General features: G+C 43.7%; 14 protein-coding genes and 1 tRNA gene. 7 read left to right on the top strand and 8 right to left on the bottom strand.

The window, feature by feature from the left end; all coding sequences use genetic code 11:
• Window positions 1–24 precede the first annotated feature (24 nt).
• The 3 genes from ICN17_RS05935 to queG are packed head-to-tail and all read right to left on the bottom strand — an operon-like array spanning window position 25 to window position 2,286.
• Window positions 25–378, bottom strand: coding sequence for an AzlD domain-containing protein (locus ICN17_RS05935; RefSeq protein ID WP_255538308.1), 354 nt, complete (start codon window positions 376–378; stop codon window positions 25–27).
• Window positions 375–1,160, bottom strand: coding sequence for an AzlC family ABC transporter permease (locus ICN17_RS05930; protein WP_216236550.1), 786 nt, complete (start codon window positions 1,158–1,160; stop codon window positions 375–377). Before ICN17_RS05930 ends, ICN17_RS05935 begins: the two co-directional genes overlap by 4 nt.
• Before the next feature lie 28 nt (window positions 1,161–1,188).
• On the bottom strand, window positions 1,189–2,286 hold the full coding sequence (gene queG / locus ICN17_RS05925; RefSeq protein ID WP_216236549.1) for a tRNA epoxyqueuosine(34) reductase QueG: 1,098 nt from the start codon (window positions 2,284–2,286) through the stop codon (window positions 1,189–1,191).
• Window positions 2,287–2,329: 43 nt separating this feature from the next.
• Between queG and tsaE the strand changes: the two genes are divergently transcribed.
• The 4 genes from tsaE (at window position 2,330) to ICN17_RS05905 (ending at window position 5,859) form a co-directional block, all read left to right on the top strand.
• Window positions 2,330–2,875: a tRNA (adenosine(37)-N6)-threonylcarbamoyltransferase complex ATPase subunit type 1 TsaE gene (gene tsaE, locus ICN17_RS05920; RefSeq protein ID WP_255538307.1), complete on the top strand. Its 546-nt coding sequence runs from the start codon at window positions 2,330–2,332 to the stop codon at window positions 2,873–2,875.
• 4 nt (window positions 2,876–2,879) lie between these two features.
• On the top strand, window positions 2,880–4,226 hold the full coding sequence (locus ICN17_RS05915; protein WP_216236548.1) for an N-acetylmuramoyl-L-alanine amidase: 1,347 nt from the start codon (window positions 2,880–2,882) through the stop codon (window positions 4,224–4,226).
• An 86-nt stretch (window positions 4,227–4,312) separates the two neighbouring features.
• Window positions 4,313–4,388, top strand: a tRNA-Lys gene (locus ICN17_RS05910).
• A 64-nt stretch (window positions 4,389–4,452) separates the two neighbouring features.
• A complete protein-coding gene (locus tag ICN17_RS05905) occupies window positions 4,453–5,859 on the top strand; it encodes a DUF2252 domain-containing protein (RefSeq protein ID WP_216236547.1) in 1,407 nt (468 codons plus the stop codon).
• Window positions 5,860–5,971: 112 nt separating this feature from the next.
• Here ICN17_RS05905 and ICN17_RS05900 read toward each other — a convergent pair whose 3' ends face one another.
• The 3 genes from ICN17_RS05900 to ICN17_RS05890 are packed head-to-tail and all read right to left on the bottom strand — an operon-like array spanning window position 5,972 to window position 7,450.
• Window positions 5,972–6,610: a cytochrome b/b6 domain-containing protein gene (locus ICN17_RS05900; protein WP_216236546.1), complete on the bottom strand. Its 639-nt coding sequence runs from the start codon at window positions 6,608–6,610 to the stop codon at window positions 5,972–5,974.
• Entirely contained in the window at window positions 6,607–7,065 is a 459-nt protein-coding gene (locus ICN17_RS05895) for a diheme cytochrome c (protein ID WP_255538306.1), read from the bottom strand. The genes ICN17_RS05900 and ICN17_RS05895 overlap by 4 nt, the downstream gene beginning before the upstream one ends.
• Before the next feature lie 7 nt (window positions 7,066–7,072).
• On the bottom strand, window positions 7,073–7,450 hold the full coding sequence (locus ICN17_RS05890) for a DUF1924 domain-containing protein (RefSeq protein WP_255538305.1): 378 nt from the start codon (window positions 7,448–7,450) through the stop codon (window positions 7,073–7,075).
• 201 nt (window positions 7,451–7,651) lie between these two features.
• Here ICN17_RS05890 and ICN17_RS05885 point away from each other — a divergent pair, with 201 nt between their 5' ends.
• Entirely contained in the window at window positions 7,652–8,431 is a 780-nt protein-coding gene (locus tag ICN17_RS05885) for a S1/P1 nuclease (RefSeq protein ID WP_216236544.1), read from the top strand.
• Window positions 8,432–8,539: 108 nt separating this feature from the next.
• Here the strand turns inward: ICN17_RS05885 and ICN17_RS05880 are convergent, their stop codons facing one another.
• Window positions 8,540–9,319, bottom strand: coding sequence for a gamma-glutamylcyclotransferase family protein (locus tag ICN17_RS05880; RefSeq protein WP_216236543.1), 780 nt, complete (start codon window positions 9,317–9,319; stop codon window positions 8,540–8,542).
• Between the two features lie 539 nt (window positions 9,320–9,858).
• On the opposite strand from ICN17_RS05880, the gene ICN17_RS05875 reads away from it, so the two are divergent.
• Window positions 9,859–10,482: a hypothetical protein gene (locus ICN17_RS05875; RefSeq protein WP_216236542.1), complete on the top strand. Its 624-nt coding sequence runs from the start codon at window positions 9,859–9,861 to the stop codon at window positions 10,480–10,482.
• A 290-nt stretch (window positions 10,483–10,772) separates the two neighbouring features.
• Here the strand turns inward: ICN17_RS05875 and ICN17_RS05870 are convergent, their stop codons facing one another.
• Window positions 10,773–11,258 (bottom strand): isoprenylcysteine carboxylmethyltransferase family protein, encoded by a 486-nt coding sequence (locus ICN17_RS05870; protein WP_216236541.1) that lies wholly within the window; start codon window positions 11,256–11,258, stop codon window positions 10,773–10,775.
• A gap of 250 nt (window positions 11,259–11,508) precedes the next feature.
• Here ICN17_RS05870 and ICN17_RS05865 point away from each other — a divergent pair, with 250 nt between their 5' ends.
• Entirely contained in the window at window positions 11,509–12,435 is a 927-nt protein-coding gene (locus ICN17_RS05865) for a LysR substrate-binding domain-containing protein (protein ID WP_216236540.1), read from the top strand.
• The last annotated feature ends 4 nt before the right edge of the window (window positions 12,436–12,439 follow it).

Genomic DNA, 12,439 nt, shown 5'->3' with positions numbered 1-12,439 from the left:
CAGCTAAAAGAAATTTTTAGCGAATCAACGTATCACGCCGTAACCCACCATCAGCAAGGTTCCAGTTAGCAATGCTGGGACCAATCGCTTGGTGGGTTTGGATACCATGACGCCAATTGCCAAGCTGCAAATCAGAATGCGTATCCATAAAGGCACGGTTGCCATCAAGCCTAAGGGCATCACAATCAAACGAATGGTTAAAGCAGCTACCATTGCATAAGTGACGGCAGCCAACCAACGAAAGATCTCGCTTTCCTGATTGATGCTATTAGAAAGTAGTACGCCAATTGCGCGACAGAAGTAAGTACCGAGGCTAGCGCCAATCAAAGCAATCCATAAACCCCAACCAGAGAGTGCATTTGCCATGGTGTTCATCATCCGATGACTCCAGGCTTCTTACGCAAGAACTTGCGATCAATTAAGTAAGCTAGTGTTCCTGCTACAAGACCTGATGTGAGCAAGCTGGTATCGCGATCAACGATAAAAAAGATTGGGCCAAAGATACAACCCAACATCAATGCAATACGATTAATCCAAGGCTTGACTTCAGTAAAGGTTAATAAGAAGAAGAGTGGATTAATAAAAACGAGGCCTAAGGTCACGGCTGGCGGCACCATACCTGCTAAGTAAAAGCCTAAGATCGTTCCCGGAATAGAAATCAACCAGCAGAGTAAACCTAAGCCTACAAAGTAAGCTAGGCGGTGCTTAGTCTCGATCGCATGAAATTCTCTCATCGAGATTGCCCATGCAGTCATCGCCAATAAATGGACTGAAGCGTATAAACTGCGATTGCGATCTTTTTGATGAAACTGCGGAAAGAGTGTCACCGTCATCGTGATAAATCGGGTGGAAGTTAAGGTGACTGCTAAAGCAATTGCAATTACAGATGAGCCAGTAATGGCCATCTCGAGCAAGACTACCTGTCCGGGTAAGGCGAACATCAAAAATGAAGTGGAGGTAGTGAACCAAACATCAAAGCCATTGGTCTTTCCCATTGCTCCAAAGCCCACCATACCGGCAAAGAGCACCATCGCTGGCGCGCCAGCAGCGTCTTTGATTCCTATCCAGAATGCGTCTTTGGGGCTCTTAAAGCGCTCGGCCGTCGAACCCTCTATCGCGATTTCGCTAGAATCAATATAGGGCTTTTCGGACGATGACATGACTTAATTGTAAGCTCTTCGTAAGCCTTTAGTGAGTCTTTAGAGCCCACTCAATATGTTCAGCCACTAAAGAATCGGCGGAATTTAATGCACCACTTAAAGCCTGATGAATAAGACTCTTATCAGCTACATCTGTTTTGGGGTTTGCCAGCGCATTACCCATGGCTACCGCCAGATTACGCCGCCAACGACTATAGCCAATTCTCCGAATAGCACTACCTTCATGGCGCTGCTCAAACTCTGACTCAGTCCATGACCATAGATGCAAGAGGCTGGCCTGACCTAAGCCATGACGCTGAGCGAAGTCTGGTAACTCTGAGCGCTTGGCAAATTTATTCCATGGGCAAATCAATTGGCAATCATCGCAACCATAAACACGATTACCCATTGCACTTCGAAACTCAATCGGAATTGCCTCTGGGTTTTCAATGGTGAGGTAAGAAATACACCGTCGGGCATCTAATTGATAAGGGGCAGTAATGGCTTGGGTTGGACAGATATCAATACAGGATTGGCAGGTGCCGCAATGCTCTTCCTGCTCTTGATCAATTGGTAATGGCACGTCCACCAAGATCTCGCCCAAGAAAAAGGTAGAGCCAGATTCTCGGTTGAGTAAGAGCGTATGTTTGCCGCGCCAGCCTAAGCCTGCTTTACGAGCAAGCTCTACTTCCATCAAAGGCGCTGAATCTGTAAAGACGCGATAGCCAAAAGTACCAATCTTTTCCTCAATAGCTTTAGCAAATTCTTGCAAACGATTGCGGAGTACTTTGTGATAATCACGCCCACGCGCATACATCGAGACTACTGCTTGAGAAGGATCTTCCAATCGCTGCCACTCAGCATCAAAATCACTTTCGGGTGGGAGGTAATTCATCGAGACGCAAATGACCCGTACTGTGCCTGGAACTAGTAACTGAGGATTGGTGCGTAAGTCTGCATGGCGTTGCATATATTCCATATGGCCATGACGCCCTTCTGCTAGCCATTCTTGCAAACGCTCAGAGGCAGGACCTAGGTGGGTATCAGTAATGCGTAAGCCATCAAAACCCAAGCTCTCAGCCTGCTCCCCCAGCCAAGCGCGAAGCTTGGGCTGATCTAGAGACTTAGAGTTTGTAGATAAAGACATAGGCAATACAGAATGTAGCGCAATAATTGAATAAACTAGGACAATGACCGGAAATCAGATGCCTCAGGCATCTCCCAAAGCATCGCTTAAGCAATATTGTAGGCAGGAAGCAGAAACTGCGTCCCTAGCCCAGCATCTTGCCGCCTCCATACAGAAATGGCTTGGACAATCGCCAGCAGCTCACCTCAACATCTCTTTAGAAGGCGACCTAGGAGCAGGTAAAACGACTTTTGCCAGACATTTGATTCAAGGCTTAGGCTATGCAGGAAAAGTAAAGAGTCCTACCTACACCTTATGCGAGCCCTACGAACTCCAAAGCCATCAACAAACTTTTACTGCGCATCACTTTGATCTCTACAGAATGCGCGATCCATTGGAATGGCAAGAAGCAGGATTTGCAGAATATTTTGATGTGCCGGGATTTTGCTTAATCGAGTGGCCAGAAAAGGCTGAGGGCACTCTACCCGCATTTGATATTCAGATTGAGTTAACGGCTGGCGAAGATGAAAATGAACGCGTTATTCATATCAGTGCATTTTCTGAGCAAGGCAAAAAAGTAGTGGATATCATTCAGGTAGCGCCCAACTAAATATATGAGTAGTAAAAAAACTAATCTCTCTAGACGCCAGCATCTCAAGACTTCAGTCAAGTTCTTGAGCTTTGCCCTCCTTCTTACTGAGATTGATATCGCTTGGGGCGCCAAGATATTGGGTGTTCGTATTTGGCCCTCAGAGGATTACACCCGTATTACTTTAGAGTCTGACACCCCACTACCGATTACACAGCAGATCCTCACCAATCCAGATCGATTAGTGGTTGATGTGCAGGGCTTAGAGCTGAACCCAACGCTGAAGGACTTGGTGGCTAAAGTTAAGCCTAATGATCCTTATGTATCGCAGATTCGGGTCGGGCAATTTCAACCGGGGATTGTGCGTTTGGTATTTGACTTAAAAGAACCCATCAAGCCACAACTCTTCACACTCGATCCTGTTGCTGAATACAACTACCGCATGGTGTTTGATCTTTACCCTACAACTCCACTAGATCCACTGATGGCTTTGGTGAGAAGTAGTGCTAAAAAAGAAATTGCGCTTGAAAAAGCCAATGAAGAGATTGATCTAATTGCACAGTTTGCAACCAAGAAAGATAAAGAAGCAGCAAAAGCACCTTCAACACCAGTAGCGCAAGCCATTCCAGAAACAAAAGAGATTCCAGCGCCCGCCAAATACAAACGATTAATCACGATTGCGATTGATCCTGGACATGGCGGTGAAGATCCGGGAGCTATTGGAGCTGCAGGATCTAGAGAAAAGAATGTCGTGCTCTCAATTGCAAGAAGACTCAAAGAAAAGATTGAGAGCGAGGCGTATATGCGCCCCTACTTGACCAGAGACGGTGATTACTTCGTACCACTGCATGTCAGGGTTCAAAAAGCCAGGCGTGTTGAAGCGGATTTATTTGTATCGATTCATGCAGATGCCTTTATTGAGCCTAGAGCCAAAGGTGCATCCGTATTTGCACTCTCCCAAATGGGTGCAAGTAGTTCAATGGCCCGTTGGATGGCCAATAAAGAAAATGCTTCGGACCTCATTGGTGGCATCAATATTAAGACTCAAGATCGTCAGGTGGCGAACCTACTTCTCGATATGTCGACAACCGCTCAAATCAAAGACTCCATGCAAGTGGGTCAATCTATTCTGAAACAAATTGGAGGTTTTGCACCTCTGCATAAGACAAAGGTTGAACAAGCCAGCTTTGCTGTTTTGAAGGCCCCAGACATCCCTTCGATCTTGGTAGAAACTGCTTTTATCAGCAATCCACAAGAAGAAGCCAGATTGAATGATGAGAACTATCAGGATCGTATTGCAGAGGCTATTTTGAGAGGAATTAAGGAGTATTTTTCCAAAAACCCACCAGTGGCCAGACGGGTTAACTCATAACGTACTTGTAAGTACAAGGGCTTACGGGCAGACGGCCTAGACCCCAGGAGCAGCTACAAACTTCTTGCTATAATTTCTGTTTTACCGGGTCGGTAGCTCAGTCGGTAGAGCAGCGGACTTTTAATCCGTTGGTCGCGAGTTCGAATCTCGCCCGACCCACCAAGCATCACTAAGCCTCGCTCTGCGGGGCTTTTTTAATGCTCAATGTCTATGAGATCATATTGACATGACTAGCAAACTATACGATTACTTTCTCGCAAGAAATCCAAGCCTGCAAGAGCGGCTTGATTTAGGAAAGTCGATTCGCAAAGAGATCAATCGATCCTCAATTGGAGAATTTACTGTAAAAAGTAAGCGCCAAGAACCAATTGAGATTTTACTTGCTCAAGCAAAAACCAGAATCCCAGATTACGTCCCAATTCGCCATGCTCGAATGGCGGTCGATCCCTTTGCCTTTTTTAGAGGCGGTGCTGCGTGCATGGCCCAAGACTTAGCCAAACTACCAAGCCCCTCTATTGAGGTTCAATTATGTGGGGATATGCATGTTAGCAATTTTGGATTCTTTTCGACTACAGAGCACCAACTAGTCTTTGGAATTAATGATTTCGATGAAACTCTACCGGGTAACTTTGACTGGGATTTAAAGCGCCTTGCAGCCAGTGCCATGATTGCCTCCCAATTGCTTGGTCAAGATCAGACTTATGGTGAAGAATTAGTACGGAATATCGCTAGAGCATATCGAATTAATCTACGCCAATATGCCTCTATGCCATACATTGATTTAAAGCGTACCTATATTGATGAAAAATCACTGAAAAGTATTGCAGCGAAAAATGCAGCACCAGCAAGCCAACAATATTTAAAGGAATTACTAGATAAAGCGCGGAAAAATAGCGGTCACGGTATTCTCGGGAAATTAACAGAAATAACCGAAGCAGGAATTCGACTCATTAATAACCCTCCGCTTATAGAGCATCCCGAATTTTCACCTCATGGAAGAAGTATTACAAAGCTAAATGACGAAGGTCTTAATTCCTACATTCAGTCTCTACCACCAGATCGCAAACATTTATTAGCGCGCTACAAATGGATTGATTGGGCAAGAAAAGTTGTTGGGGTTGGTAGCGTAGGAACCGGTTGCTGGGTAATGTATTTTGAGGGACTCGATAAAAACGATCCGCTTTTCCTCCAAACAAAAGAGGCTCAAAAATCTGTACTTGCATCATTTTTTCCCAATTCAAAATTTAAGTCAGAGGGGGAGCGCGTTGTCCATGGGCAATGCCTAATTCAGGGAGCCCCTGATCTCTTTTTAGGTTTTGGCAAATCAGCAGAATCAGATTTCTATGTTCGGCAGTTACGCGATATGAAGGGTGGAATTTCAGTTGGTGGAGATGGTATCAACACTGAAGTATTTCCTGATTTTGCAAAACTCTTTGGATGGGCATTAGCCAATGCCCACGCCCGTTCAGGAGATCCTGCCGTTCTGGCTGGCTACTGTGGAAAAAGCGAAGCCCTAGATGATGCTCTAGTAAAGTTTGCGATTGCTTATAGCAAACAAAATGAGGCCGACTATGCCACATTTTTAAGAGCGATTAAATCTGGAAAGATCTCTTGTGCAACTGAAAACTTTTAGCTAAAGCATGAGTTCGAATCCCGCCCGACTCTCCAGCAATACAAAAGCCAACCTCGGGTGGCTTTTTCTTTTTAGGTTTTATACCCATGAAAATGATTGTCTTTTTTGGATGCTATTGCGTAAGGCCTGGCAAAGAACCGCTAATAACCAAATAAAAAATGTATCCCGAAGCCAGTATTAGTAAGCCTCCAACTACATACTGTGGATATCGAATACCCTGATCAGGTAACCCCTGTTTTTTTCCATCTACCATTGCTTTCACCAAATTCTCTTTTTGTAGAAAGCTCATCATGATGGCAGCAGCAACGTGAATCGCAACTACTGCTAAGGCTAGGCTTGATATCGCCTCATGTGCCTCACTCATCAAATCCCCCAAAGACTCCTTCACACTGAGGTAGCCGGTGAGACCTATCAATAAAATCAGTAGCATTAGACCAACCATCACAATGCCGCCTAAGGGATTATGTCCGGGGTTCGCATCTTGATGGTTGCCCAGTAATGTCTTAGCGTGTTTCCACATTTCTGCTGGGCCCTTAACAAATTGGGTAAAGCGCGCGTACCTTGTGCCAACAAAACCCCACACAACCCTAAAGAGAATTAATGCACACGCAGAATATCCAAATGCATAGTGGATCATTTGGAGGCGCTCACTCTCTGCAGTAAGCCAAGCGCCAGCAAAGCAAACCACTAAAAGCCAATGAAAAACCCGGGTCGGTACATCCCATACCAAAATTGTTGTCTTATTAATCATTTAGCGGGTATTGAAATATTCTTTTCGCTGAAGATGCCCTCAGTCGCATTAATATGACAGGCCCCGCAATTAGCCGGACTTTTGATACCAACTCTTTTCCAAACATCAGACTTGATCTCGTCATGTTCACGAATAAACCATGGTGTTTTAGTAATGCGATTATCTGGTGCTAACACGTTATATTTTTGCTTAGTGGCGGCATTTTTCTTTAACCAAGCACTGATTTCTTTTTTCTCTTTATCGTCAATGCTGGCGTCCGCACCAAAATGCTTACTAAGTCCGCTCATGATGTTTTGCCAAGTCTGCTCTCCAAGCAATCCAGGTGGATATAGCATATGACAGCTAGCACACTCGGCTTCATATGACTTAGGCATATCAGATGGCATGGGCATTTTTGCTCCCATGGCTGGACTGATCAGTAATACAGCTAGCAACAAGCTTAAGTAATTTTTCATATACACCCTACTTAATACTTAAAAGCCAAACAAGAACATCTGCTTTTTCTTGCGCAGTACATTCACGCCCTAGAACATCATTACAGTTACGCTTAAACCACTTATCCGCCTTAGCTTCATCAGTAAAGCGAGTTGGATCAGTATTGGGTGATAGGGGTTTAATTACCTTACCCGTAACGATATGCTTAGTTTCATGGTTTGGTGGATTCTCATGACATGAAGCGCAGCTCCACTCTTTTCCATGTTTGGCATTAAAAAATTGCTCACCCTTGCTTACTGACGCTTTGCCAGACTTGGACTCATAAGTCTTCAAAAGATCCCGTGGCGTGATTGCATGAGCGACGCCACAGCAAGTCAAAGATAAAGCCAATATTAATACTCTCATCCGCATTTATTCCCCATATATCCTACTAGTATGCGCCTTCAGGATGAGAGCATTGAATACCCCATCTAATTACTGGGGATAATCTCGTCTAACCTACCAGTAATACAAAAGCTACCTTCGGATGGCTTTTTCTTTTAAATTTATTAGGCTAAAAATATAAACTCAATAGCTGAAATTCAATCTAGATGCTACATTAGCCTAATGCAAAAAATTTCCTACTTAATTAAATTAATCTTCATTCTCGCTCTTCAAGTATTTTTCTTAAAGGCCGCATTTGCATGGGGAGCTGAGGGCCACCAAGTAGTCGCTCAAATCGCCCAATCCCAACTGTCACCGAAAGCCAAGAGTCAAATTAGTAAATTATTAAGCTTGGAGCCCGGCTCTTCTCTGGTAAGTATCTCAACCTGGCCAGATGAGCATGTAACCAAGATTTCTGCTCGGTGGCATTACATTAATTTTCCAAAAGGGTCTTGTTTATATGTTCCCGAGCGAGATTGCGCAAACGGGGGTTGCGTAATTGAGGCTTTACAACAACAGATGCAGATTTTGGGATCAAAAGAATCCGACCAGAAAAGACTACTTGCCCTTAAATACGTTGTTCACTTTATGGGTGACATCCACCAGCCTTTGCATGCGGGCTACATTGAAGATAAAGGCGGCAACAATTACCAAATACAAGCTTTTGGCAAGGGAACTAATTTGCATTTGTTTTGGGACTCTGATCTTATTAAGAGCTTTAACATGCCAACCAATACATTAGCACTGGATCTAACATCCAATCAGATGAAATCCGGGGATTACTTAAATATAGATCCGCTCAATGCTGCCACCGAGTCCTGCAATATCGTCCATGAAAAAAATTTCTATCCAATACGCATTGTTGATCAGCAGTATATAGATCACTACACCCCAATTCTTAAAGCCAGACTTAAGCTTGCGGGTGATCGGCTGGCCCAGTTGCTTAATACCATCTTTCAATAGCAATCAAAGATCGATAAATCCAATGTAGTCATGCTCACTCACTATAAAAGCCACCCTAGGGTGGCTTTTATTTTCTTAATCAAAATTATCTACTGCGATATGCTCCATTCATTTTGATGACACAACTAGCTGAGCTGCATAGTCTTCTGGGAGCAAACGATTCTGAAAGGTTGGCACCCTTTTTAATAAGGCATCGACAGTACTGTATTTCGTATCCGCAACCCAAGGACGCCGAGCCAAAATACGATCATTTAGCCAATAAGCGTTCCACCCCTTGGTCGTTGCGATAAGTTCCCTAGCGTACTCCTCGCCGTACTCAAGCCCGCCCTCAACCACAACATCAATGTAGGATTGGAGCAATGGATACCTGCCATTAGGTATAGGCAACCCAACGCCTGGCTCACCTCCTGAGCGAACTGGTACATAGACCCAAATGCGCCCCTCATTGGGAAGACTTTGCCATGAGAGAGCTTCAATTTGTGAGCGGGGTACTTCTATACGGGCATAGCCCTCTTCCCGCTTGTCGTAAGCAGCAATATCGCCACCAGCCACTGGAAATAATACGCCATTGATAGTAGTGGCGGGCATAGAGGAATCTGCTTTTCTTAAACCGAGTGCAGTAAAACCTGATGGTGCTCTATCATTCCATACACGAGCAAAGCCAAACTGAGCAGATACTCTTACAGGTATCGCAGGAATTGGCGTGGTGACTGAAGAATTTCTGCTGGCGGTATTAATTAAACTTCCATAACCAAAAATATAATCGCTGGGCTGCTTGATAACACTCTTGCCCCAATAATCTTGAGCAAATGCCATCGGCAAAATGCCGATGAAGCAGATGATAAAAAAAATAAACTGTTTTTTTAGAAAATAAATTCTGCTGTTCATAAAAATTCCAGAAGTAGAGGATGTTGACCATAGAGTTGGCAAGAAATAAGTGTGGTCATGCAATTTCTAAACAGTATTAATAATGTCTAATAAGCTGTAAGCCTGTGTTCATTATTACATCAATAAAAGATATGGGTCTGAATTCACAAATTTAATATACAACAACCCAGCACATTTTATTCCCTCCGAAAGGAGGGTTTGAGCTTATCTAGGAACGATAAAGCCAGTGAATTTTTAAAATTTATAACCGCAAGCATTCACTCTAAAAAATAATATCTAGTGTGGTTTTCCGCGTTAAATTTTGTCTTTCGGAGTTAAAAAACTCTTTAAATCCGTTGGTCGCGAGTTTGAAAACGAAGTTTCGACGCAGTCAATCTCGCTTGACTCACCAGCATCCAGAAACCTTCACTAGCAATAGCGGGGGTTTTGTCTTTCTGGGCTTGTGAAATGTGGCACCCTTTGGAAAAAATAAGGGGCCTACTGGATAGTAGCGATTGAGGATGTATGATTATTAATACTACGACTACTCCGCAGAGAAAATGATGCTGGATGATGAAAAGAAAAAATTAATTGCAGCTGAAGAGCGTTATCGCAACGAAATAGCCAACAAGCTTAGAGATGCAGAAAAGATAGTTATAAAAGATGTAGAAACGACTAGCAATAAAATATGGGCTAAGATATTTGGCGTCCTTAATAGCAATGTAGGCATGTTAGTCATATCCTCAGTGTTAATAAGTGGCGGCGCTACTTTATATCAAAATATTCAACATCAATATGAAGCTCGTAGTCATGCTCTAAAAGAAATTATGTCGTGTGAATTTGAGATTGCCAACCGACTTTATATTATCAAGCATTTATTAAGCAATGCGACGACGGTTGCAGATGCTCAGCTTGCATTAGCTGAAGCTAAAAAAAGTATAGGCCCAATTAAACCTGAGTATGAAAATGTCGGCCTTGCAATTTTATATTTCAACCTATATCAGTTAACCGGGATAAGAAGGCCTCTCACAGAGCAATATGTGAAAGAAATTGAGCGAGTAAATTTATCTTTAAGGGTACAAAATCCAAGGGGGGCTTTTGATAAAACGGAAAAAGCATCTCTATTAAAAATTATCAACGCAATGAATGACGATATTATTGAGGATATACACCACTTAAAATAATAGATTTTGTAGGCTCTTCACGGCCGAAAGTAGTCACTTGAGGCGATAGGATCAATCATCCGTTGGTCGCGAGTTTGAAAACGAAGTTTCGACGCAGTCAATCTCGCCCGACTCACCAGCATCTAAAAGGGTTTGCAGAAATGCAGTGTTTTTCAGTTAAATAGAATGTGTTCGTCGCTATTGGCGACATTGCAGGATCTTAAATATTGTTATGGGTCAGCACAAGATAGACTGAGCTGAGACTAATTTATACACAACTGACAGTCAAGGTGAAAGTATGAATGGTTTTACTAATAAATACCAGGAATTAATTTTTTGACCCGAGCCTGATAGTCCTTATAGCTTGAGAAACGCTCCGCCAGCCAAGCCTCTTCACGCCTAGCTTTGATGTCAAATAATAGAAATAAGCAGATCGAATATGCCAATATATACAGCCCAGGAAAAATGAGTAGCCATGCCAGTGCCGCCAAGAGGACTCCAAAATAGATTGGGTGCCGAACATATTGATATAAGCCAGTCTGAATTAATACAGAATCATCTTTAGGATGAGGCAAGGGAGTGAGATTTCTACCTAGATTGATCGCAGCAAGCACCATAATTAAACAAGCTAGCAAGCCAATGGCGATGCCGCAGGATTGAAGGATGGTGACGAGAGGCTCCGAACTAATGAGCGGGGATCCTTGGGGCCCGAATAAGATTAGACCAATCAGGATTCCCTGAACCACCACATACCATGCACCTCTCTTGAATATGGATTTATGGGGTGATGAATTCATGTTTTAGCCTTATGTAGATAAGACCATAGTCTATCTCTCTTTACTAGCTGAAGGTCTGACTTGGTGATTATCGATAATGCCTGATCTTACGTTGGAACATACTGCGCGATAAAGAATAATGCCGACCTGCCAAGCCTCACTAGACCTCGCTCCGCAGAGCCTTTCTTTCTTGACATCCCGATAGTGTGCCAATACTCAATCTAGGTAGATTTCTGCACAGAATTCTGAACGGCATCATAATATTCCTCATATGACACTTACAGAATTACGCTATATCGTCGCAGTTGCTCGCGAGCGCCACTTTGGCAGAGCAGCAGATGCCTGCTTTGTTTCTCAACCAACCTTATCAGTGGCCGTCAGAAAACTTGAGGAAGAGCTCAATACGCAAATTTTTGAGCGGACCAATACTGAGGTTTCGATGACCAGCTTAGGTGCACTCATTGTTGATCAAGCCCAAAGAGTACTCGAAGAGGCAAATTCTTTAAAACATCTTGCGATGCATGGGCAGGATCCCTTATCGGGTCCTTTGCGACTCGGCGCGATTTATACCATTGCGCCCTACTTACTTCCAAGCTTGGTGAGGATTGCAAGAGAGCGCTTACCTAATGCTCCGCTATTTTTAGAGGAAAACTATACCGTTCGTTTGCTTGAGATACTGCGTCAAGGTGCTTTAGATTGTTTAGTTTTAGCGGAGCCCTTTACAAACTCCGGCTTAAACCAAATTGATTTATATGATGAACCATTTTTAGTTGCTGTACCTAAGGGTCATCCTTGGGAGTTCCGCACCTCAATACCGCACCTTGAGCTCAAGGAGCAAAATACTTTATTGCTCGGAACCGGTAACTGCTTTCGAGATCATGTCCTAGGGGTTTGCCCAGAGCTAAACCGCTTTGGCTCAGGAGCTACTCTTGGTGAACAACGCAGCTTTGAAGGATCTTCTTTGGAAACCATTCGACAAATGGTAGCCAGCGGCATTGGCATCTCTGTGATGCCTCGCACCTCGGTTAGTGACCCAGATGCGACAGATCAACTCATTCGCTATATCCCTTTTGAAGACCCCATACCGACCAGAAGAGTTTGTCTTGTCTGGCGCAAAAACTTCCCCCGTGCTACTGCCATGGAGGAGTTAGCCAAAGTCATACGCGAGTCCGCTCTACCGGGAGTTACCTACCTTTAGAGCG

The sequence above is a fragment of the Polynucleobacter sp. 73C-SIWE genome, from assembly GCF_018882465.1.
Classification (GTDB): domain Bacteria; phylum Pseudomonadota; class Gammaproteobacteria; order Burkholderiales; family Burkholderiaceae; genus Polynucleobacter.
This window is presented reverse-complemented; position numbering and strand designations above follow the sequence as displayed.